General features: G+C 34.6%; 25 protein-coding genes. 19 read left to right on the plus strand and 6 right to left on the minus strand.

What is annotated here, in order from left to right; translation table 11 throughout:
• The first annotated feature begins 129 nt into the window (after positions 1–129).
• The gene (locus tag AC3WOM_RS23240; RefSeq protein ID WP_492448521.1) at positions 130–3,093 is read left to right on the plus strand and encodes a hybrid sensor histidine kinase/response regulator; all 2,964 of its coding nucleotides are present in this window, start codon (positions 130–132) and stop codon (positions 3,091–3,093) included.
• A gap of 104 nt (positions 3,094–3,197) precedes the next feature.
• Here the strand turns inward: AC3WOM_RS23240 and AC3WOM_RS23245 are convergent, their stop codons facing one another.
• Both AC3WOM_RS23245 and AC3WOM_RS23250 read right to left on the minus strand, forming a co-directional pair.
• A complete protein-coding gene (locus AC3WOM_RS23245; RefSeq protein WP_427547180.1) occupies positions 3,198–3,362 on the minus strand; it encodes a hypothetical protein in 165 nt (54 codons plus the stop codon).
• A 216-nt stretch (positions 3,363–3,578) separates the two neighbouring features.
• Complete coding sequence (locus AC3WOM_RS23250) at positions 3,579–3,989, minus strand: Lrp/AsnC family transcriptional regulator (RefSeq protein ID WP_492448522.1); 411 nt, start codon at positions 3,987–3,989, stop codon at positions 3,579–3,581.
• 116 nt (positions 3,990–4,105) lie between these two features.
• Between AC3WOM_RS23250 and AC3WOM_RS23255 the strand changes: the two genes are divergently transcribed.
• The 4 genes from AC3WOM_RS23255 (at position 4,106) to AC3WOM_RS23270 (ending at position 7,413) form a co-directional block, all read left to right on the plus strand.
• Positions 4,106–4,864 (plus strand): MBL fold metallo-hydrolase, encoded by a 759-nt coding sequence (locus AC3WOM_RS23255; protein WP_492448523.1) that lies wholly within the window; start codon positions 4,106–4,108, stop codon positions 4,862–4,864.
• Positions 4,865–4,986: 122 nt separating this feature from the next.
• Complete coding sequence (locus tag AC3WOM_RS23260; protein ID WP_427547189.1) at positions 4,987–5,862, plus strand: alpha/beta fold hydrolase; 876 nt, start codon at positions 4,987–4,989, stop codon at positions 5,860–5,862.
• 150 nt (positions 5,863–6,012) lie between these two features.
• Positions 6,013–6,621, plus strand: a complete 609-nt coding sequence (locus tag AC3WOM_RS23265) for a DUF4304 domain-containing protein (protein ID WP_492448524.1) — start codon at positions 6,013–6,015, stop codon at positions 6,619–6,621.
• Positions 6,622–6,711: 90 nt separating this feature from the next.
• Entirely contained in the window at positions 6,712–7,413 is a 702-nt protein-coding gene (locus AC3WOM_RS23270) for a hypothetical protein (protein WP_492448525.1), read from the plus strand.
• Positions 7,414–7,645: 232 nt separating this feature from the next.
• Here the strand turns inward: AC3WOM_RS23270 and AC3WOM_RS23275 are convergent, their stop codons facing one another.
• Positions 7,646–8,470 (minus strand): hypothetical protein, encoded by an 825-nt coding sequence (locus tag AC3WOM_RS23275; RefSeq protein WP_427547196.1) that lies wholly within the window; start codon positions 8,468–8,470, stop codon positions 7,646–7,648.
• A gap of 193 nt (positions 8,471–8,663) precedes the next feature.
• On the opposite strand from AC3WOM_RS23275, the gene AC3WOM_RS23280 reads away from it, so the two are divergent.
• Complete coding sequence (locus tag AC3WOM_RS23280) at positions 8,664–9,203, plus strand: GNAT family N-acetyltransferase (protein ID WP_492448526.1); 540 nt, start codon at positions 8,664–8,666, stop codon at positions 9,201–9,203.
• Positions 9,204–9,392: 189 nt separating this feature from the next.
• Here AC3WOM_RS23280 and AC3WOM_RS23285 read toward each other — a convergent pair whose 3' ends face one another.
• On the minus strand, positions 9,393–9,851 hold the full coding sequence (locus AC3WOM_RS23285) for a DinB family protein (protein ID WP_492448527.1): 459 nt from the start codon (positions 9,849–9,851) through the stop codon (positions 9,393–9,395).
• A 127-nt stretch (positions 9,852–9,978) separates the two neighbouring features.
• Complete coding sequence (locus tag AC3WOM_RS23290) at positions 9,979–10,599, minus strand: LysE family translocator (protein ID WP_286926704.1); 621 nt, start codon at positions 10,597–10,599, stop codon at positions 9,979–9,981.
• Between the two features lie 277 nt (positions 10,600–10,876).
• On the opposite strand from AC3WOM_RS23290, the gene AC3WOM_RS23295 reads away from it, so the two are divergent.
• The 7 genes from AC3WOM_RS23295 to AC3WOM_RS23325 all read left to right on the plus strand — a co-directional run bounded on the left by AC3WOM_RS23295 (position 10,877) and on the right by AC3WOM_RS23325 (position 16,403).
• The gene (locus AC3WOM_RS23295; RefSeq protein ID WP_283872640.1) at positions 10,877–11,083 is read left to right on the plus strand and encodes a tautomerase family protein; all 207 of its coding nucleotides are present in this window, start codon (positions 10,877–10,879) and stop codon (positions 11,081–11,083) included.
• A 136-nt stretch (positions 11,084–11,219) separates the two neighbouring features.
• Positions 11,220–11,645, plus strand: a complete 426-nt coding sequence (gene fabZ / locus AC3WOM_RS23300) for a 3-hydroxyacyl-ACP dehydratase FabZ (RefSeq protein ID WP_492448529.1) — start codon at positions 11,220–11,222, stop codon at positions 11,643–11,645.
• A gap of 175 nt (positions 11,646–11,820) precedes the next feature.
• A complete protein-coding gene (gene vanR / locus AC3WOM_RS23305; RefSeq protein WP_427547233.1) occupies positions 11,821–12,516 on the plus strand; it encodes a VanR-ABDEGLN family response regulator transcription factor in 696 nt (231 codons plus the stop codon).
• A 25-nt stretch (positions 12,517–12,541) separates the two neighbouring features.
• A complete protein-coding gene (vanS, locus tag AC3WOM_RS23310; RefSeq protein ID WP_492448530.1) occupies positions 12,542–13,633 on the plus strand; it encodes a vancomycin resistance histidine kinase VanS in 1,092 nt (363 codons plus the stop codon).
• 236 nt (positions 13,634–13,869) lie between these two features.
• A complete protein-coding gene (locus AC3WOM_RS23315) occupies positions 13,870–14,796 on the plus strand; it encodes a D-alanyl-D-alanine carboxypeptidase family protein (RefSeq protein ID WP_492448531.1) in 927 nt (308 codons plus the stop codon).
• A 213-nt stretch (positions 14,797–15,009) separates the two neighbouring features.
• Positions 15,010–15,486, plus strand: coding sequence for a hydroxymyristoyl-ACP dehydratase (locus AC3WOM_RS23320; protein WP_492448532.1), 477 nt, complete (start codon positions 15,010–15,012; stop codon positions 15,484–15,486).
• A gap of 194 nt (positions 15,487–15,680) precedes the next feature.
• A complete protein-coding gene (locus AC3WOM_RS23325; protein ID WP_492448533.1) occupies positions 15,681–16,403 on the plus strand; it encodes a polysaccharide deacetylase family protein in 723 nt (240 codons plus the stop codon).
• Positions 16,404–16,418: 15 nt separating this feature from the next.
• Here the strand turns inward: AC3WOM_RS23325 and AC3WOM_RS23330 are convergent, their stop codons facing one another.
• Positions 16,419–16,685: a translation initiation factor 2 gene (locus AC3WOM_RS23330; protein WP_427547216.1), complete on the minus strand. Its 267-nt coding sequence runs from the start codon at positions 16,683–16,685 to the stop codon at positions 16,419–16,421.
• Between the two features lie 205 nt (positions 16,686–16,890).
• Here AC3WOM_RS23330 and AC3WOM_RS23335 point away from each other — a divergent pair, with 205 nt between their 5' ends.
• The 6 genes from AC3WOM_RS23335 (at position 16,891) to AC3WOM_RS23360 (ending at position 22,870) form a co-directional block, all read left to right on the plus strand.
• Entirely contained in the window at positions 16,891–17,661 is a 771-nt protein-coding gene (locus tag AC3WOM_RS23335; protein WP_492448534.1) for a GNAT family N-acetyltransferase, read from the plus strand.
• A gap of 207 nt (positions 17,662–17,868) precedes the next feature.
• The gene (locus AC3WOM_RS23340) at positions 17,869–18,603 is read left to right on the plus strand and encodes a peptidoglycan recognition protein family protein (RefSeq protein ID WP_492448535.1); all 735 of its coding nucleotides are present in this window, start codon (positions 17,869–17,871) and stop codon (positions 18,601–18,603) included.
• A 314-nt stretch (positions 18,604–18,917) separates the two neighbouring features.
• Positions 18,918–20,432 carry a lmo1851 family serine protease gene (locus AC3WOM_RS23345; protein WP_492448536.1) on the plus strand — a complete coding sequence of 505 codons (1,515 nt, stop codon included), beginning with the start codon at positions 18,918–18,920 and terminating at the stop codon, positions 20,430–20,432.
• A 69-nt stretch (positions 20,433–20,501) separates the two neighbouring features.
• Positions 20,502–21,404: a CobW family GTP-binding protein gene (locus AC3WOM_RS23350; RefSeq protein ID WP_492448537.1), complete on the plus strand. Its 903-nt coding sequence runs from the start codon at positions 20,502–20,504 to the stop codon at positions 21,402–21,404.
• 42 nt (positions 21,405–21,446) lie between these two features.
• Positions 21,447–21,605, plus strand: coding sequence for a hypothetical protein (locus AC3WOM_RS23355; protein ID WP_492448538.1), 159 nt, complete (start codon positions 21,447–21,449; stop codon positions 21,603–21,605).
• A 560-nt stretch (positions 21,606–22,165) separates the two neighbouring features.
• On the plus strand, positions 22,166–22,870 hold the full coding sequence (locus AC3WOM_RS23360) for a CAP domain-containing protein (protein WP_492448540.1): 705 nt from the start codon (positions 22,166–22,168) through the stop codon (positions 22,868–22,870).
• Positions 22,871–23,275: the final 405 nt, after the last annotated feature.

A 23,275-nucleotide genomic window follows, 5' to 3' on the forward strand; every position in this document is an offset into this window, starting at 1 on the left:
TAAATGAATAAAAAGAAAATTATTCTTATTGTTAGTTTATTTGTACTATTTTTAACAGGCTCACGTATTTTATGGTTAGATTTATTAAATAACACAAACCAACCCTATGCAGTAAAAGGACAAATCGACTTGCGAGAATGGAATTTTAACGACAATCATTCCATTACATTAGATGGGGAATGGGAGTTCTTTCCCTATACGTGGTTAATTAACGAAAAACAGTCAATTGATGCGGCACGAAATAATTTATCATACATACATGTTCCAAAGGGGTGGGATTCTTCTTTACAGGAGGGGGAAGTAACACCATATGGTTACGGTTCTTATCGCTTAAAAGTTCTTGTTAATCCATCTGATAATAGTACCTACAGTATTAGAGTACCAAGTGTTCGGAGCTCTTCTGAATTATTTGTGAATGGTAGACAACTGTCGAAATTAGGTGTAATTGGGGAAAATGCTGATACGACCATAGCCAAAAACATACCATATTCCGCTTCATTTGAAGTAAATGGTCATAGTGAAATAGAAATTATTATGCAAGTTGCTAATTATAAGGATTCTCGTAATGGAGGGATTATTCGCTCCATTAAATTGGGCAAAGAAGAAGTAATTGATCGAGAGACCCAATTGTCTGTAACGATGCAGCAAATGGTGGCTTTAGTTTTCTTAATACATGCTATTTATTCTATTATTTTATACTTTGTAGGAAACAGAGATAAAAGATTACTTTACTTTTCACTCTTAACATTTAGCACTATGTTGTACTATCTATTAGGCAGTGATGATAAATTAGTGTCCTATTGGTTTCCCATTAATTATGACTGGGGATTTAAATTAGTTCATCTTTCAATGGTTGGCATTGGCTTTTCGTTGCTTCAATGTATTAAACAATGGCTGCCGCATTATTTAAAAAAGCCTATATATTGGTTCAATATTCTGTGCGGAATAGCCTCATTGCTGGCAATAATGTTGAGTACTAGCTATTTGATTACAATTCAGCTTTTTTATATTTTGCTTTTTGCGATTCCAATGATTATCACAATCCTTACAATGATACGTAAATCTATTAAAGAGATTAGAAGTAGCATCTTTTTACTGCTTGCAATTCTTGCATTTGTTAATAATATAGCTTGGGATTTCTCGATGCTTATCACTGGCATTAAAGTTATCTTTTATCCATTTGACCTTATTATCACGATGGCTTGTTTGGCCATACTATGGTTTAAAGATTATGCTAGAGTGTATGCAGATACTAAGGCACTCGCTGTAAAGCTTCAAGAAACCGATCGATTGAAGGATGAGTTTCTTGCTAATACGTCCCATGAACTACGAAATCCTCTACATGGAATTTTAAACATGTCGAAGGCTGTTTTAGAAAGAGAAGAAACGGTTCTAAGTGATAAAAGTGTTAAGGATTTAGAGACCGTTCTTTCCGTTGGACGGCGAATGTCTCTTATGTTAAATGATCTACTAGATGTAATGAGCTTAAAAGAAAATACAACAAAACTACAGCTACGGTCATTTTCCATTCATACAATTGTTTCTGGCGTATTAGATATGCTCTATTTTATGAGGGAAGGAAAGCAAGTAGAGTTAATAAATCAAATCCCAGAAGATTTTCCAAAAGTAATGGCCGATGAAAATAGAGTCATTCAAATTGTTTTTAATCTACTGCATAATGCAGTGAAATATACAAATGAAGGTCATGTTACAATAGCGGGTCATGTGAAAAATAATATGGTGGAAATTGTGATTTCAGATACTGGTATAGGCATCGATAATGAAACAATTCAGCGTATATTTGAGCCTTATGAGCAAGGAACTCTTAGTAAGGCCATCATTGAAGGTGGATTTGGACTAGGACTTAGTATAAGTAAACGTTTAGTTGAGCTACATGGAGGCACATTACAAGCTTGGTCAGTATTAGGAAAGGGTTCGGAATTTACATTTACTTTACCTATTTCTAACTTATCTGAACAAAATGATGCAGAAGATAGGAATTCACCATTGCGAACGAATGAGAGCTTAGATGTTATGACGTCTTCCAATCACTTTGATCGTTCTTCAACAATCCAATCCATCATGCAAACAAATCGACCAAAGGTGCTGGTTGTGGATGATGATCCAATTAATTTAAGAGTAATCGAAACAATTTTGACTATAGAAAAATATGATTTAATAACAGTTACAAGTGGCAGTAAGGCGTTGGAGGCATTGGCATCTCAGAAATTTGATTTAGTTATTTCAGATGTAATGATGCCTAATATGTCTGGCTATGAATTAGTACGGACTATTCGTAAACAGCTATCAATTACAGATCTACCAGTGTTACTTCTTACAGCTAGAGGTCAAGCACAGGATATTGAGAATGGCTTTTTATCTGGTGCAAATGATTATGTAATGAAACCAGTCGATCCTTTAGAATTAAGATCAAGGGTAAAAGCACTCACAGATGTTAAACAATCTGTTCAAGAGCGCCTTCGAATGGAAGCGGCTTGGCTGCAAGCACAAATACATCCGCATTTTTTATTTAATACTTTAAATGCAATCATGACCTTACATGAAATTGATACGGAGCGTACGAATAAGCTACTTGAGGCACTTAGTGATTTTTTACGGGAATCCTTTAAATTTCAAAATATAGATGAACTTGTCCCATTAGAGGATGAGTTAAAGCTTGTTCAATCCTATCTCTATATTCAGCAGGAACGATTTGGAAGTCGAATTAGTGCAACTTGGGAGCTAGAGGTTTCATCTGATGTAATGATCCCATCTTTAACCATCCAGCCATTAATTGAAAATGCCATAGAACATGGCATTCTGAAACATGTAAATGGTGGAAATATTCATATTCAAATTTTGGATTATGATACTTATATTGAGATAACAGTATCTGATAATGGCATTGGAATGAATGAAGAAACAAAAAATCAATTGCTAGTCAAAAGGCTGAAAAAATCGACTGGTGTAGGTCTTCTGAATACGAATTTACGATTAAAGCAGCATTACGGAGAAGGGCTTCAAATCAACAGTCAGCCAAATCAGGGAACATCTATCTCGTTTAAAATTCTTAAAAAGAAAGTTGATGGATAACAGAGCTGGAATGGTGGATAGAATTATAAAAGTGATGGATAGAACCAGAAAAACGATGGATACAGCCATGAAAGTAGTGGATATTACCTGTCTGTTAATTTGATTCAATTATTTTCATTCAGAGCATTTCTTTCAAGGGTCTCTTTTGTTTCAGCATTGACAGTTTTTTCTTTCGCCTCAGCTTGTTCACTAGCTGGGGCCTCATCATGAGAAGAACATGCTGATAGAAGAAGTGCTGCCATTGCTCCTATACACAGTAATTTCTTCATTAATATTACCTCCGTTTGTTCAGTGGTTACGTTTTAGAGTGCACCAATATTACTTAGAATATAACGGAGTTTCAATAATATTTGTTTTAAAGCAGGTAATAGCTATAGCCTAAGATAATGAACTTACAAATGAATATATGGCTAGAATTCAAAGAAATGAGTTTCGTGCTTATAGGAAAGTATAAAATACCAGGCTTTAGCACCTGGTATTTTTTATTATTTACTTATAACAATCGATAATTTGTAGTTGGCATGTTTATTTAAATTGACTAAAAATTGGTCTAAAACTTCGTTTGATGGAAATCTGCATTCTAGAAGATAGCAGCCATCCCCACTAATTTTATAATTATTAACAATATACTGTTGTTGTGTTTCTAGAAATGCCAGAAAGGGTTCATGGTACGGACTTTTAGTGTAAATATTCATAAATGCATGGACAGGGCATCCTAATTTTACTTGATTCACATGGATTGTATATCCTTCAATAACACCATTATCTTCTAATTTTGCAACCCTTGAAGATGCAGCTTGTCCAGTTAAATGGACCTTCTCTCCTAATTCTTTCATTGTCATACGGCTGTTCTTAGAAAGCTCATCGACGATACGCAAATCTGTACTATCTAACATGAAATAACTCCTTTCATTATTCAAGTCAAATCATGAAAAGACTTGATTTTATCTATGTAATTGTTATTTGGACATAGTATAAACTAATTGTAATTTAAAGAAAAGGAGTTAAGAATATGAACATTCAACAAATTCGCAATGCTACGGTTATCATCGAATATGCGGAGAAAAAATTTTTAATCGATCCACTTTTGGCAAACGAGGGGACTTTTCCACCATACCCAAATTCCCTAAGACAGGACCAAAATAACCCATTAGTTTCTCTACCAGCATCCATAGACCAGCTTATAAATGTGGATGCAGTGATTGTTACACATTTACATGTTGATCATTTCGATGAGGTTGCAAAAGAAGTATTACCAAAGGCTATCAAAATGTTTGTCCAAAATGAAGAAGACGCTAAAGAGATTAAAAGTGCTGGATTTACCAATGTAGAGATTTTACAGGAAGATACAGTTTTTGAAGGTGTTCAGTTAATGAAAACTGCAGGTCAGCACGGGCGAGGAAAAGTTTTAGAAATGACTGGTCAAGTATGCGGTGTTATTTTTCACCATTCAAGTGAAAAGAAATTATACGTTGCAGGAGATACTGTGTGGTATGACGGAGTTCAAAAAGTACTAGAAAAAAATCTACCAGATATTATTATTGTGAATGGAGGAGACAATCAATTTTTACAGGGAGGTTCTCTTATAATGGGGAAGGATGATATTTACGAAGTTTATCGTGCTGCGCCAAATGCTAAGATTGTTGTAAGTCATATGGAAGCTATAAATCATTGGACATTGTCTAGAGAAGAATTACGAAGCTTTTTAAATGAAAAGGAAATCAATGATCGTGTGCTTGTTCCTGAAGATGGTGAGCATTATATGTTCTAAAGAAATTAAATGCTAACCCTTTTCAATCATATATTCTATTTTTGCATAAATAATTATATTCATAAATTTCTATATATAATACTGATACAAAATCCTGTAAGATTGAAACAGGGGGCGTCAAAATGAAACATGCAATTTATACAAGTGATAAAGGTAGATTGGTCATTTTAAAGCATTACGAGCAATATTTAAAGTCTTTTGATTTTGCAATAGAACGTATCATGGTGGAAACAACCTTTGGAAAAACCCATGTATTAATGGCAGGACCAGAAAACGGTAAGCCCTTGTTTATTTTTCAAGGTGGTAATTGCATAAATCCTATGACTTTATCTTGGTTTAAACCATTCGTAAAAAAATATAGAATATATGCGCCTGATACAATTGGACACCCTGGTTATAGTACACAAACTAGAATTTCTGCAAAAGATCAAAGCTTTGCACAATGGATAGCCCAATTAATGGATTATTTCCATATTCAGAAATGTGCTGTTTTAGGTCCATCCTATGGAGCTGGTATTATTTTAAGGTTAGCTGCCTATATGCCAGAGAGGATTGACTGTGCTGTTCTTGTTTCACCAGCAGGATTTAAGTTAGGCTCCAAAATCGCAATGCTGCAAAAGATTTTTATGCCATTGCTGCAATTTAAAAAAACGTTGTCCATCAAGTATCTTAAACAAATAACAGATTGTATGTCTACTGGTAATATGATAGAGAGTGATCAGCAGATTATTGGAGATATTTTTCGCTTTGTAAAATTAGAGCAGGGGATGCCTAAATTAACAACTAGAGACGAATTAGCACATTTCTCTGCACCCACTTTAATAATTGCTGGTCAACAAGACATATTTTTTCCTGAAAATAAGGTGAAAAAAACTGCTGAACAAATCATTCCGAATTTAACAGCTTTCCATTCATTTAATATGGGGCACTTTCCATCCGACAATCAATTACAAACAATTAACCATACTATACAGAATTTTTTAAATAAATATTATTAAAGGGTACTTCATAGAGTATCCTTTTTTGGCTGTTCCATAATTGTATTTAGGATTTAAAGTACTCCTACCATAAAATACGGAAAGTAGAGGAATGTTCTTGAATGTTAAGAACAAGTATGTATTTTGAGCAATCTTCGAGGGGGGATCATATTGCAAAAGCTCTTTAATGAGATGATAAAGCAAGAAATAGAACCATTTCTTTCTAAATATGGCTTTTCGAAGAAGGGTTTGAATTTCTATAAGACAACAGGTAGCCTCATTTATATGTTTAATTTTCAAAAATCATCAGGTAATTCAGCGGATAATGTCATGTTTTATGTGAACTGTGGAATTTATGCCGCAAAGTTGGCACAGATTCAATCGAGGGAGATTTTGACTGCACCCAAAGAGGCAGAATGTCACTTCAGAGCAAGAATGGGGGAAATTGCCGAGTCTTTTCCAGATCGATTTTCAATCACTCCTGCTACAGATATGGAAGATATAAGAAAAACGCTGCGAAATGGATTAGAAAAGGTTGTTCAGTTCTATAAAACTATGACTAATGCCAGATCCCTTGTTGATTATTACATATCAGGTCCATTTTTACATCTTAGCGAAGAAAGCTTACATTTACTGTTACAATCCAATGATGTAGGGGGAGCTAAACATTTTTTTAAGGCTTTACAGGAAAAGTACGGAACAGAAAAACGATGGTCCATTTTCGAAAACAAATATAGTGCAATCTTTAATAAATATGGCGTGGAATTTGATAACCTTTAAGAAATGTAAAGGAAACTATACTGTGGCGAAAAAACTTGATATTATTTGCTTCTCCATTTTTATAATGTGAAGTTAGCAGGAGGAATTACGATGTTGCTAAAAGATACTGATCAATTGGAAGATTTAAAGGATTTTCTTATCAACTGGTACGGGAGGTATGATAGCTCCTACGGCATACCAGTAGACGAGATTCCAGTATATCTGCCAAAGGCTTTGCATGAATTATATGCCTTTGCGGGACACTGGAAAGATGGCTTGGACAATCATTGCGAAAACGCTCCGGAAATATTTCAACAGCAAGATTGTCTTTATTCGGTAGAGAGACTAAAGAAGGATCCAAATAACCAGAAGCTTACATTTCTTGAGGAAAATCAAGCTAATTGGACTTGCCAAGTGGTAGTAGGTAACGATGATTCTGCTGTCTATTGCAACGAGCATATACTTTGGGATGACAATGCAGAGGGATATCTTCTAGTAAATGACTCTCTGTATCATTTTCTGAAAAGTTTTTGTTTACAGGAGGTCGTTTTTGGCTGTAAACATCTTTATTTGATTGAAGGAAGAATAGCTAATCTACAGATATTATTTGATAAGCCGATAGTAGAGGTATGGCTAAATGGGTACTATATTGGTTGTAAAGAAGAGGGACCTACGCATTCATTTTACCAATGTGAGGACATACTAATCATGGAGCGTTATGGTGACATATGGTTGGGATCAAACTGTGAATTGCTTGATGATTTAAATAATCTAATATCATCAATCAAACTGAGAAAGATTAAACCTAATTAAGAATCGGCCATAAAAGTTGTAATTCCTTAGGTTATATGTATAATACGTGTACAATTTCCTGCCAGAACAGCACAAGCCGTAAGTCACAACAAACCACGCGTAGTGATTGTTGCAAACTTAAGGCTTTGCCTGTTTCACAATATAAAAGATAAAATATAGAGAGACCTATTGAATAATCTCATTAGATGTATTTCCATATCAATCAAACTAAAACAATATCTCTATCACTAAGTTAAACTAAGCAAGTAAGAGTGGATAAACGATTGTCTGCTTTTGTATCAATGCCGTTCAGCCAATCATCCATTAAAGCTAGATGTTTAGCTAACACAGCATCTGAGTATAAACTCCACAATTCTTTTGTAAATCTTAATTGTGTTTCTTGTATTTCAAATTCAACCTGCTTTACATTATGCTTACCGTTGTGCTCCTCCATTGTGACAGAGCTAGAGTAAATATAAATATCAATATTTTCCTCACAGTTAATCGTACTTTGAGTAAACAGTTTTTCCGTTTGTTTTTCAGAGCTAGAGGAAGAGGCGGATTTTGCTAATGCTTTTAAGCTTTCTACGATTTTTCCTTTGTCAGCCGCCGAAATGCCATTATATAAATTGGCAATTTGGTCAATTGCTTCATTCCAATCGGAAGTCGTACGTTTAAAGGATTTTACGCTGCTATTTAATAAATGGATAAGAGGATTTTGTAATATTTTTGAAACATATTTTTCATAGGCAGGTACATTATTTTTGTCGTTTGGTAATGCTGGATTGAAATTAGAAACAATTCTAGAAATGTCAAGGATAGTTGTTAATCCAGTTGTTGGAGCTACTTTAGCAGCTTCTTTTACAGCAGTACTATAGCGTCCAAAGCTTTGAAGTGCCTGCTGAACCTGATTGTCAGCAATTCTAGCCTCTGACAGCTGATTCCCAACAAAGATACCTTGACTGACAACTGTTTGATCTGATGTTGCAAGTTTAATAGCAACAGGCTCTAAATTTTGATGTAGAGAAATATCATTTAGTGCTAACCAGCTTTCCATTTTTAAGTCAAGATTTGTCATAGAAAAAACCACCTCTAGTTAAGTTTGTATTGGTTTGTAAGCCAATAGTAGAAATATATTTCAAGTTTATAGCAATTAAAACCATAAATTTCAAAAATTTTGTGAACAAGTTATGGAGCTGAAAAGTAAGAATATTATTTTTTCAGCCATTTCTACATGTTGGATAATTAATAAAGAAGGAGGATTATCCATTTTGCAAATTAAAAGAATATATAAAGAAGACTATCCTAATGGTAAGAAAATTATTTATCAATATCATTCAGATAAATTCTACGATGTTTCCTATCAGGTGCAAGAAAACGGTTGGACAATGGATTTTACATTAAAGCATTTTGATAGCCCATTCCATAAATATTTGGAAGGAGAAATTTTTGCAGATTATATAGAAGAAATTGAATGCTATATTGCAGAAATATATGGGGAAGAGGTAGGAATTGTAAGCTGTAGTCATGAGAAGTGGAATAATGTTCTAAGAATCAATGATATTCATGTAAATCCACAATATCAACATAAAGGAATTGGTAGTCAATTCATGGCATTGGTAAAAACAAGAGCTGAAGAACTAGGTGCCAGGGCAATCGTGTTGGAAACGCAAACCTCCAATTATCCTGCTATCCAATTTTATAGACGCCATGGATTTCAGCTTACTGGCTGTGATCTATTAAGCTACTCCAATACAGATATGGAAAATAAAGAAGTCAGAATTGAAATGGGTCTGGTACTAGAGGCTTGAAAAACGGTTGAAAATGGGGCAAATTGTATTGAATCCTTAAGAAGAAACGTTTCCTGATGGACTAGCTAGGCATTCATACGATTATAAAATAGAAAGAGATCAAATGAAAGGAACAAGACCTTTAGCAATATGAACAATCAGTAAGGGATACGGATGGCCCCTACTGACTGAGAAGTTTGGCAGTTTTGATTACAGACATTTTTTTATGTCCATTATTGTTTGTAAATGCATGCCTTCATGAAAAATTGTTCGAATTAGTACTTGTTCAATTGTATTTATGCCCATATCGATAGCTGGAAACTCTATCTCTAATTTATCTCCATACTTTGCTTTTATTTTACCTGGCTGAGATTTTAAAAGCTCTTTTAAATCTTCAAACGATGGTGTCTCCTCTGTAAAATTGGCAGGTGAGGTGCCAAAGCCAAACCAGGCATGAAAAGGTATAAGATCCTTGCTTTTTTCGTTTGTTATTGCCTCAAGCCATAAATATTGATCCAGATAAAGTTGACCCATATTCCAACGAATATTATTATGAAATCTTTCTGGTATGACTTCTGCATGTTCCTTTGTGACAAATTCTAGGGCTTGTAAAACTTCATTTCGATAACGCTCTATCTGTTGAAATAGAACTTGATGATGATGATTCATATGTTTTCTCCTTTTCTTTTTATAATTTGCTAAAAAGATTAAAATCCCTTCAATATAAATGATAAAATCTATAAAAAATGAGAGAGAACACCATAAAAGTGTGTTCTCCCTCCCTCATATAAATTCTCTATCTGCTTTGAGTCTGAAGTGCCAATTTAACACCTAAACCTATATAAACGAAACCTACTGCCTTTTCAATCCAACGTGAACCGTTATTGGTGGTTTTGGTAAAGATTTTATCACCTATGAAGCTTGTAACAATAGCTAATAAAATAGTATACAAGGCGCTCATTACAACAAAAGTAATCCCTAAAATTAGAAGCTGCACAGTTACAGACTGTCCATTGTGCTGCACAAATTGAGGTAAAAAGGCTAAGAAAAATAGTGCCGTTTTAGGGTTTAATATTTCTGCTAAAAAACCTTGGCGGAACGAAGTACTTGCTGGACTTTGTTCAACTGTTGGCTGTTCTATTTTTTGCGGTTTTGTTAGGAGCATTTGAATACCTAAATAAACAAGATAAGCTACACCAATATATTTCACTACTTCAAAAGCAGTGGCAGATTTCATTAAAATAGCTGAAAGACCTAAAACAGCGGCTAATGTATGAACTAAATCGCCCAATCCAATACCTAATGCTGTGAAAACACCATTCTTTTTACCACTTTTCAGCGTTTGTGTAATGGTAATTATCACAGCTGGACCAGGAATTAAAAATAACAGAAGTACTATTGCAATAAACGATATCATGCTTGACCATCCTATTCTAATAAAGTGAATCTTTATGAGGGCTTTCTTAATTCCTCAATGATTATGCGTAATTAACTAAATATCCATCCATAAGATTGGGTAAATGAGTGCGAAAATTATTATATTCTATCTAATCTATTATTGTCGATAATGAAATACTAAAAAAATAGTTATAGAAAATTCTAAAAATATAAAATCAGAACTCAGCGATAAATATTAAAGATAAACATTCTTATATTTGTTTACAAAACACTTGAAATAAATAAGGAGGCTTGTTATGCCTATTATTACAATTAAACTAGCAAAAGGAAGAACACGAGAACAAAAACAACAGTTTGTTGAAATGGTGACGCAAGAGGCAGTGAAAACGTTAAATGTTAAAGAAGAATGGGTAACAGTTATATTTGAGGAATATGAACGTGACAATTGGGCTACTAGTGGACAGCTACATTCCATTAAATTAGGAGATGGTTTTGGTCAATAATCAGGTACATAAATTAAGTTTATCTAAAATCACATTTTTTTCGGAATGTGATTTTTTATCTTTAAAATTTAAAAATAGTACCAACTGATAATAATTAGTGATAGAATTAGGTGATAATTCAGTTGGAGGTGTTAATATGCTGGACATTCAGCAAATACAAGCAGCTATTAGACATCGTTATCCATTTCTTTTAGTGGATCGTGTTTTGGAATTAGAAGAGGGTAAGAAAGCTGTAGCGATTAAAAATGTTACGATAAATGAAGAATTTTTTAATGGGCATTTTCCTAATTATCCAGTAATGCCAGGAGTGCTAATTATAGAAGCATTAGCACAGGTGAGTGCTATTATTATGCTTACAAAGGAAGGAAATGAAGGGAGACTTGGATTACTTGCTGGTATTGATCAATGTCGGTTCAAAAAACAAGTAAAACCGGGTGACCAGCTTCGTCTTGAAGTAGAAATTACACGCTTAAAAGGGCCAATTGGTAAAGGTCGTGGAGTGGCTACTGTTGATGGAGAATTAGTTTGTGAAACAGAGCTTATATTTGCTTTTGGCAGCTAACGAAAAAAAACAAAATCCATTTGAAACCACTTCGTCTGATGATGAGTGGTTTTTTATTGTGTAAATTCTTTAGAATTTCTTAAATCTCTGGCTTTACATGGCAGGTTGATTACTTGAATGGTATTATGATTGTTACATTTGAAGCAATGTTCACAACTCTAAGGGGGAGATGAAAATAACTATTAATATTCTCGTCATAGATGACGAAAGGGAAATTGCAGATTTAATAGAGCTTTATTTAAAAAATGAAGGCTTTAATGTCTTTACATTTTATAATGCCGAGGAGGCACTAACTTGTATTCAGACAATAAAATTAGATCTCGCTATTCTTGATGTGATGATGCCTGACATAGATGGCTTTGAAATCTGCAGAAGGATTAGAGAACATTATCATTTTCCCGTGATTATGTTAACAGCTAAGGATGAGGAAATTGATAAAATAACAGGACTAACGCTAGGTGCTGATGATTATATCACAAAGCCATTTCGACCATTGGAGCTAATTGCACGAGTGAAAGCTCAAATTCGAAGATTTACAAGGTACAATCAGCAAGAAACTTCGCAGAATGATATGATTATTGATTTTTCTGGACTTATTTTAGATCAAAACACAAGGAAATGTATGCTGCATGAAAAACAATTGTCGCTTACACCTACAGAATTTTCAATCCTTTGGTTTTTATGTATTAATAGGGGACGTGTCGTTTCTTCTGAGGAACTATTCCAAAAAATCTGGGGAGAAAAATATTATAGCAGTAATAATACGGTAATGGTCCATATCAGACATTTACGAGAAAAAATGAAGGACCCTGCAGAAAACCCAAAATTTATCAAAACGGTTTGGGGAGTGGGGTATACCATTGAAAAATGATTTTGGAAAACTAAAAAGGAAAATAATGCTTCAAATACTTCTTATCCTAGTTCTTGCATTAATCAGCGGGTATTGGATTAGCTCTCTATTTATTGATGGCGTTTTACAGGCTCCATTCGCCGATGCGTTTATTCACTTTTGTGAAAATGTACTTCAGCTAGATTATTATGCTGCTCAGAAAGCCTATTCGATTCTATTTCAGCAAAATAAGCAGCTTTGGTTAGCAATTGGATTAATACTTTTATTATTAATAATCTTTTACTTTGCACTTTCACGCTTTACAAAGTATTTTCATCATATTGCTTTAGGTATCAACAGCCTTTCAGAGGAGTCTGATAAAGATATTCAACTGCCAGCTGAGCTTGAATTTATGGAAAAGAAATTAAATGCGGTGAAAAATACATTAGAAAAGCGTGCAAAGGACGCACAAGAGGCTGAGCAAAGAAAAAACGATCTCGTGGTTTATTTGGCACACGATATTAAAACGCCCTTGACATCCATTATGGGATACCTAAGCCTGCTGGATGAGGCGAAGGATATGCCTTTAGAGCAAAAAGAAAAATATGTAAAGGTTACATTAGATAAATCCTACAGGCTAGAACAATTGATTAATGAGTTTTTTGAAATTACGAGATTTAATTTACAATCCATTATATTAGATAAAGAATCCATTAATTTACATTATATGTTGATGCAATTGGCAGATGAATTTTATCCGTTATTGGCACCAAAAGGACAGCAAGCAATTGTAAATGTTGAGGAAAACTTAAAGATTTTTGCTGATGGTAATAAAATAGCTAGGGTATTTAATAATATTTTAAAAAATGCAATAGCATATAGCGATGAAAACAGTATTATTGATATTCATGCTGAAAAACAAAATGATCAGATTCATATTTCATTTACAAACAAGGGAAAGACCATTCCACCTCAAAAATTAACTATGATTTTTGAAAAGTTTTATCGTTTAGATTCATCTAGATCTACACAAACGGGTGGAGCGGGGCTAGGACTTGCTATTGCCAATGAAATTGTACAAGCACATGGAGGAACGATATCTGCTAGTAGCACCGATGAAAAAACAGTGTTTACCGTTAGCCTACCACCAATTTCTTAAGAAACCTTAAGAATTCTATAATAGATTATTAAAAAAGAGCTCCTTCTTTTATGTTTCAATAAAACTATAATCAGTGAGGGATTTCCTCAACCTCACTAGATTGAGGAACCTACACAAAAGTCTTCACTTCCTGAAAGTACTTGTGTGAGCGAAATCCTGTTGATCTCCCAGCTATTTTTGACCATCTTGCAATGGGACTCTAATTGGGAAACAGGCATAGAAAGAAGGAGTTGTTTTTGTTGAAAAGAACGGGTTTTTATAGCGTATTTTTTATAGTAATACTATTGTTTATTTATTTCATGGTTGTCAAAGATAATCCACTACAGCCAAACCTTGATCCATTTCAATCTCCTCAGCTAGAGATGCCACAGAAAAGTGATCATATGTTCAATTTAGATTTACATAGCTCCAATGCGATATTAGTGAGCTTACAAGACCATACTATTTTATTGGACAAAAATAGTGAGGAAACCATTTATCCAGCTTCTTTAACAAAGCTGATGACTGTCCTAGTCGCACTTGAAAATATACCAAATTTAAAGGAAAAAATTCTTCTTAAGAACCGTATTTTTACAAGCTTATATGAAGAAAATGCTTCTATGGCAGGTTTTCTTCCTAATGAGGAGGTAACTGCACAGGATTTGCTTTATGGTGCGATGCTGCCCTCAGGAGCAGAAGCGTCTATTGGTTTAGCTGAATTTATTGCTGGATCAGAGAATGGATTTGTTCAGTTAATGAATGAGAAGGCTCAACAGCTTGGTATGAAGAATAGTCATTTTATGAGTGCCACTGGATTGCATCATCCAGACCACTATACAACGGTGAGAGATCTTTCAATTCTCTTACAGTCTGCTCTCATAAATCCAACATTTAGGGAAATTTATACAGCTGAAAGATATTCGATAAAACCAACGAATCTTCATCCAGAGGGAATTACATTAACAAGCAGGCTATTCAATTATTTAAACAACAATGAAGTAACGAAAGGTGAGATTATTGGGGGGAAAACAGGTTATACAGAGCAAGCTGGTCTCTGCCTCGCAAGTCTAGCATCCATCAATGGGGAAGAATATCTGCTCGTAACGGTTGGTGCAGAAGGTGATCCACGTTCAGAGCAGTTCAATATTACAGACGCATTAGCTGTATACCAGAAACTATATTAAACATGATGAAACCAGGCGCTTATAAATAGTCCTGGTTTTTAATTGTATTTATACAAAATATAAGGAGTATTTTGTCGAAAATAGCATACAATGCACAATTTTTCATATAATTTAAATGTCTGAAAGATTTCAGAGAACTTTCATCTGACTATAAACAAGTTTTCAATTCATAATTATTATATCAGGTAGAACACGATGAGAGGGTGAGGGGTTTTGAAGCATCCCAGTACAAATATATTAGAAAATAAAGAGGAATTATTTATACCTGAGAAAGCTTTAAATAAAGATTTTTGTGATCAATTAGTGACTAAAATTCATAAAAATATACTGAACGAGAATATTTCGAATGATGTCTATATGTCATATTTTGTGATTTTTGACCAGAAATATGAGCTAAAAGAAATTCGATATTTATTAGATCTGTTAAAAGTACAGGCAGATGAAATTATTCGCTCTAAGCCTATCTATATTACATTAAGTGGTGTGATGTTATCATTGTTCGCCATTATTGCCTGTGCTATTAATATGAAGGTAATGATTGGTATTTCTTTATTTCAAATAATCGCACTAACAATTTTAAGCTTTAATGTAGCCGTTTTATTTATTTCATATAAAATTGAAAAAGAATATAAAAAAATTTATGCAGTCATAAAATTAATCGAATATTACTTAAGCTTTTATAAAAAATAAATTTCACATCCAATGTCACCTATCTAAGAACTACCTCCAAGTAATAGGCTAAAAGGAAATAGTTCCTCACTTACTTAAAAAATTATAAGCAAAGCTGCGTGATTTATACGGAACAAATTGATAAAAATAAAGCATTTATTTTAAAAATCCTCAAATAATAAGGTACGAAATATTTTATTTGAGGAAGTGAAAATTTGAAAAATTTTTTCCAGATGGTATTACTGGTTTGCCTTTTAATGATTTCCTTCGATGTCCATGCCAGTACCTATGAAAATAAAGGAAGAAAGTATTATGAAGAAGCAGGTCAAATTGTTTGGGAAATTAAAACGGATGAAAAAATTGTGGCCCTTACCTTTGATGATGGACCACATCGAAAGTACACCACTCAGATTTTAGATTTATTAGAGAAATATAAGGCAAAAGCCACTTTTTTTATAGTTGGTCAAAATGCAGAAAAAAATCCTGAGGTTATTTCAAGAATGTATAAGGAAGGCCATGAGCTGGCCAATCATACTTTTACACATCCGTTAAGGACCAATGTTCCAAACCTGCTAAAGGAGATAAAGCAAACAGATGAAACCATAAAAAAAATTACAGGATATGCTCCTACTTTATTTAGACCTGTAGAAGGGCAATATTCTGATGCCATGATTGAAGCAATTTCCAAAGAAGGCTATAAAGTTGTAATGTGGTCTTGGCATTTAGATACATTAGACTGGAAAAGTCCAGGTACGAATCGAATTGTCAATACAGTTTTAAAAGGAGTAAAGGAAGGAAATATTGTACTGTTCCATGATGGAGGCGGTAACCGTAAGCAAACAGTTGAGGCAATGGACAGTATTTTGGCAGAGCTGGAAAAACAGGGCTATCGATTTGTCACGGTTTCCGAATTACTTGATGTGCAGCAGAAAAAGTAATGAATAATGGAATCTTTATTTTAAAGATCTTTTAATTTGCTTTAATTCAGAAATTAAATAATCAATTTGCTTTTGCATATTTTCAGCTTGCATTGCCTGATCATTATTGTTTTGGGAATTATCATTGTTGCTTTTTTGTAACGCCTGTAATGCAAGCCCAGCGGCAATTGTTTGAATACCATCACCTAATGTCGAAATGGATGTTCCAATATAGGCGAGCTTTGCAGCATAAATTTCCAAAGAGTCCGTTGGTTGATTTGAATTATTTTCATTTCTTTGCATTGTTATGCCTCCTTTAAGCAAATTGTTAGATCGTCACTACTTTCATCATATGCGTGTCATATGAAAAAAGGGAATCGATTCAAAGTAAAATCTGATCTCACCTCCAATGGTTTCATATTGGGGGTGTTTTTTTTGTGGAATTTCACTCCTTCAAGTGTTTAATAAAGGTATAATTACCATTAATAAGATAAGGGGGATTAGGCAAGTGACTAAACTTGAATTCATTGATTTAAATTATGAGCTATTAGAAGGCATGGGGAGCTATTGCCTTAGAAGCAAAAAGAATTCGAAGGGCTATAGACAAAAGAACAATTGGCTACATAACAGCTTTGAGGAAGGCTTGAAATATGTCCAGATTTTAAAAAATAATAAGCAAGTTGGCTTTATTGAATATACAGCAGTGGAATATTCTTCAAGGGTTGTCTTTGCAAATGATTATTTAGTTATTCATTGCTTGTGGGTCAGTGAAACTGGACAAGGATATGGAACAGAGCTTATTCAAAAATGTCTGACAGATGCAAAAAGGCTAGCCAAAAAAGGTGTAGTGGTTGTGACAAATTCGACGACATCGTGGATGCCTAGTAAAGAAGTTTTTTTGAAAAATAACTTTCAATGCATTGATAAAGCTCCATACGGTTTTGAATTACTTTCCTATCCATTTAGTCAAGAATTGGAGCAACCTTATTTCCCAAATGATTGGGACGAGAGAATTAAAAAATTTAATCAGTTAACGATTTTGCGTTCCTTTCAATGTCCATATGTTGAAGTTGCCACAGAAAATATAGTTGCAGGGGCAACGCTATTAGATTTACCTGTGGAGGTAATTGATTTTAGCAATAGAGAGCAGTTAATGACATTATCGCCAACGCCTTACGGTATTTTTTCTGTCATCTATAAGGGGCAGCTACTTACTTTTCACAGGTTAACAATTCATTCTGTAGTTAAGAGATTAAAAGAGCTTAGCTGTAATGATTAAGATAACGTATCTGGTAGATTTAAATGTAATGCTGTAGTTATTAATACTTATAAAAACACAATACAAGTAACTAAAGGTGCATAAAATAGCTTTGAATCGTCTTTTATTAAGCTTCTATTTCGATGATTATCTGTAGTTATGATAGATGATGATACTATTAGGATTCTGTAACGACGCCGCATAATAAAATGAAGGGAGGGAAAACATTTGGTAACAATACGACGGAAATTAGTACCAATTTCTCTAGCGGTGAACATGACAAATGGTAAAAATAATTTGAAAAAATATATTGTTGTTCATGAAACGGATAATACCAGAATTGGAGCGGATGCTGATGCACATGCACGCCTACAAATAAACGGCAATAGCAGGCAAGCTAGCTGGCATTGGCAAGTTGATGATCAAGAGGCTGTACAATCATATGAACATTTTTGGGAATGTTGGGGTGCAGGAACGTATATTGGCAATAATCAAGGAATCCAAGTAGAAATATGTGTAAATAGTGATAGTGATTATACAAAAGCTGTGCAAAATGCTGCTACTCTTATCGCAAAAATTATAAAAGATGAAAATATAGCTATTGAAAATATTGTTCAGCATCATTATTTTAGCGGGAAAAATTGTCCTCGAAATATGCGCGCTGGAAAAGTACCTTGGTCTCAATTTATAGAGATGATTAAAAAAGCTGGTAATACACAAAATCCACCTGTTGAAACATTAAAATATCGCATTTTAACAGGAACCTATAATACGTTTCAGGCGGCAGAAAGCGCAGCAAAGGTTATGAAAATCACCTTTGGCTGGCTTGTCTACATTGAGCAAGATAGTACAAAGTATCGTATTAAAACGGGAACTTTTACAGGAATGAATGCAGCAAAAAATGCAGAAAATAAAATAAAAATGGCAAAATTGGCGCAAGTTACGTATATAAAAGATACCTAAGTAAATAATTGAATTCTAATATTCTATGTGTATATAGTTGACTGCTTCTAAGAATCGAGTAAAATAGAAAAGCAGTACCATTATATACCTTAGCTTAGCAGAGGAGAGAGGTGTCTAACTAAAGCCTCTAAGACATCTTTCTCTATATGGTTTTATACATAATTGTAAGCAGCTGAAGATATAGGGGAATAGTTGATGGACAAGAACTGTCGAGAATTTTGACTGTCTTTTTCTTTTCGTCTTCTCTATAACCTGTTAAGATGGTAATAGTGTGTGACAACAAGTTAGTGTATATGAGAGTGGTGACAATCAAGATGGATGAACAGAAAAAAGATAGTATAGAACAGCAGCAAGAGCAAACTCAGGACGAGGTAAAACCGGCAGGACGATTTATACAATTAAAACCGTTTAGATTTATCATGCTGATGTTCTTTACAATCCTTATTACTGCAGGCTTAACGATTTTTGCGTTAACATTCGGCGAGAAGAAAGTAGTGGAAGTAAAAGTACCGATTGAACGTGCGGAATTTACAAAGTTATATGAAGCCTTTGATTTACTTAAAAAAAATTATTATAAAGATATTGATGATGAAAAAGTAGTCAATGGTGCTATTAATGGCATGTTTGATGCGTTAGATGATCCATATTCTGATTTTATGGTGAAAGAAGAAGCAGACCAATTTAATTCTGGATTATCTTCTAGCTTCCAAGGAATTGGTGCGGAAATTCAAGAACGTAACGGCTTTATTACAGTTGTGTCACCTATCAAAAATTCTCCAGCTGAAAAGGCAGGACTATTACCAAAAGATATAATTTTAACGGTAGATGGGAAAAGCATTCAAGGATTTAGTGCTTCTGAGGCTGTAGCCCTTATTCGTGGTGAAAAGGGGACACCTGTAAAATTAACTGTAAAACGTGGCGACAAAACGGAGCCTATAACAATGACAATTATTCGTGATGATATTCCAGTTGAAACCGTATATGGTGAGATGCTTGATGGTAATATTGCACATATCCAAATAACTTCATTTAGTCAAAACACGGCTAAAGAGCTTGAAAATATACTTACTGAGTATAAAGGAAAAGGTATGAAGGGAATTGTCTTAGATTTACGTCAAAACCCTGGCGGTTACCTAGAGGCTGCAATAGAAATTTCTAATTTATTTGTGCCAGAGGGTAAACCAATTGTTCAAGTACAACAAAAAGATGAGGAGCCAAAAATCACAAATGCTATTGCAGGAGAGAAATACAATCTACCTGTAACCGTACTTGTTGACAATGGTAGTGCATCAGCATCTGAAATTTTAGCAGGCGCCTTAAAGGAATCTGTTGGTGCTAAAGTTGTTGGTGAGACATCGTTTGGTAAAGGAACTGTGCAAAATATTACACCACTAAAAGATGGCTCAAATCTTAAATTTACAACAGGCAAATGGCTAACACCAAACGGTAACTGGATTAACGAAAAAGGTATTGAGCCAGATGTAAAAGTACCATATCCATCCTATGCATCGTTACCATATCTCGATCCAGCTCTTGAAATGAAAGAGGGCTTACAGTCTGACTCTGTAAAAGCGGCAGAAGAGATGTTAGAGGTACTTGGATACGAGCCTGGTAAAGTAGATGGTAGTTTCGATCAGTATACAGAACGTGCAGTGAAAAAACTGCAAGATACAAGTGGACTGGAAGAAACGGGCATTTTAACTGGAAATACGACGTATGCTTTAATGGATGCATTGCGTGCAAAAATAAAAGCAGATGATCCTCAATTGTTAAAAGCAAAAGAACTGCTTACTGGAACACCAGCAAAAAATGAGGAAACTACAAACTAAAGAAGTAGCTGTCGCAGCAATCGTTATTAACGATCTGTGCGACGGCTTTTTTGATGGGAGGTAAAGATTGTGAAGGACGTTTATTTATTTAGTGGTTTTTTAGGTAGTGGAAAAACTTCTATGCTAACAGATGTAATACGACAATTGAAGGAAAAAAACTTAAAGCCAGCAGTTATAATGAATGAGCTTGGGAAGCTGCCATTTGATTCAAAGGCTGTTGAGAAGGATATTCCGTTGAAAGAGATGCTAGAGGGCTGTATTTGCTGTTCTGGTGCAGAAAAAACAGAGGCACAAATTCAATCACTATTAATGGATAGTGAGTTTGATGTACTAATTATTGAAACAACAGGTGCTGCACATCCTGTAGAAGCATTAGATGCCGTTTATTCACCGTTATTTGCTGAAAAATTGTATGTGAAGGGTATTGTTACTGTAGCTGATTCAAAGCTTTGGTTGAATCGTGAGACGTTAACACCACAAGTACGCTCTTTATTTATGGAGCAAATCCGTCATGCCCATCTTTTATTGGCCAACAAAACGGATTTAATAACAGAGGCTGAGCAGGCTCGTGTAGTTTATGAGCTACAGGGCTATAATCCACATGCTTTTATTTTACAAACAAAAAATGGGCGTGTTCCGTTACGACTCTTAGAAGATTTAAAGGCAACTGCACAAGTGGACAAAAATGATATCGTAAAATCACCGATTGCTGCCATGCATCTGGGATCACGTTTAGTTGAATTTAAGGATATAGATTTTACACAAGAACAATTTGAGGCTTGGGTACGTTCATTACCCGATACGGTCTATCGTATGAAAGGGTATGTACCAATTAAAGGTGTAAGGAATCCTATGTTATTTCAATATGCATATGGGATGGTCCAATGGCTACCTGAATACGTAAAAATGCCGGCCAAACTAGTTATCATTGGTGAAAATGTAGGGGATATAAACGTCATTGGTATTCATTAAACAAGTATCAATGATGTCCCAGCGTAATTGTAAGCTGCCGCTATGCTTTCGCTACAGAAAACATTTGTAGCTGCCGCTATGCTTTCGCTGCAGAAAACATTTGTAGCTGCCGCTATGCTTTCGCTGCAGAAAACATTTGTAGCTGCCGCTATGCTTTCGCTACAGAAAACATTTGTAGCTGCCGCTATGCTTTCGCTATAGAAAACATTTGTAGCTGTCGCTTCGCTTTCGCACAGATAAACAATGCGTCCAGATTTTCAAAATCCGTGACATCCGTCAGGGACTTTGAGCTAACGTGATGTTGGTCACTCAGTGTGTGTTGCTGTCGCATCGCTTTCACACAGTAACGATCTGCTGAATCAAGATAAAAAATCATATCTGCCGCTTCCTGCTGAAATAGACATGTTGTATTTGTCTTTCTTTAAGCAAGAATGGCAGATTTTTTTGCGTCAGATAACGATAGATCTTACTTTCTTCATTCATTTTCTATCGATTGAAGTTAATATTTTCGATAAAATTAGTAGGATTTCGAATAGCAATCCATTATTAAAATATTGAAAATATTAGCTAGCTTTTGAGAGGTGTCAACCCTATTTAAAACGTAAGTATTTCATAGATTGGTGGAAGCTGCTAAAAATTATGACAAAAAAACCCCTGTTTTATGCGAATTCTTTACTTCGGTGGTGATCTTAGCAGATGTTGGTAAGAAATTAAATAAAATCATCATTTACGATAAGTGGCAGAGAAGGAGGAATTGCAAAATGAAAAAAACACTAACTGCAATTTGTGCAACATTTCTATTAGCAGCTCCAATTCAAATGGCTTCTGCTGCTTCAAATACTACAGAGGGGAACTCAGTTAAGCAGACTACAAACTGTAATCAAGTTTATTATTATAAATGGTCCAATCATAAGTGGAATGTAAAATTACCACAAACATCTGCACCATCAAAAGAAACACAAACAAATAATAATACACAAACTAACACAAACAATTCGCAGGCAAATCAAAATAATACACAAACACCACCAAAAGAAAATACAACAACTGCACCAGCTCAACCAACACCACCAACAACTGCTTCAGATGTCAGTGCTTTTGAGCAAGAGGTTGTTAAATTAACAAATGCTGAGCGTACGAAGGCTGGATTAGCTCCACTACAAACGGATGATAAATTAATGGCAGCTGCACGTGAAAAATCACAAGATATGCAAAGTAAAAACTATTTTTCACATACAAGCCCAACATTTGGTTCACCATTTGATCGTATGAAAGCTTTAGGTATTAGCTATAAGAGTGCAGGGGAAAATATTGCACAAGGTCAACGTTCACCTCAAGAAGTCGTACAAGCTTGGATGGATTCACCAGGTCACCGTGCAAATATCTTAAACGGTAGCTTTACACATATTGGTGTTGGCTATGTGAAAACAGGTAACTACTGGACACAACAATTTATTCAAAAATAATAGTATAAATTGAATAGCTTCATAGTATAAAAGGATGTCCACTTAGCCATTAAAGGCTTAGTGGACATCTTTTTTTATATTCATATTAGAAGCACGAAACTATTTCAGTGCCCTCGACACAAATCCCAAAGAGTCGCCGAGTCTCCACCCCAATCAACCACTTCATATAGCATGTGCCTACTAGCATATCACTCTTATTTACAGTAATTAAAGCAAGGCGTGGGAATTAGCTCAACGCTGAACTGTAGCGGAAATTGAAATTCCGCTACATTTGACCACTTTTAATCACCACTTTTAATAACGTTTGGCTTAAATATATACAACAAAGATCACTAGCATTGCATAAATATTAACCGAAATTTCAGTTTTATTTTTTTCTACAATTAGAAGAAAAACAAAGACACG

The organism is Lysinibacillus sp. FW301-JW8, assembly GCF_058788755.1.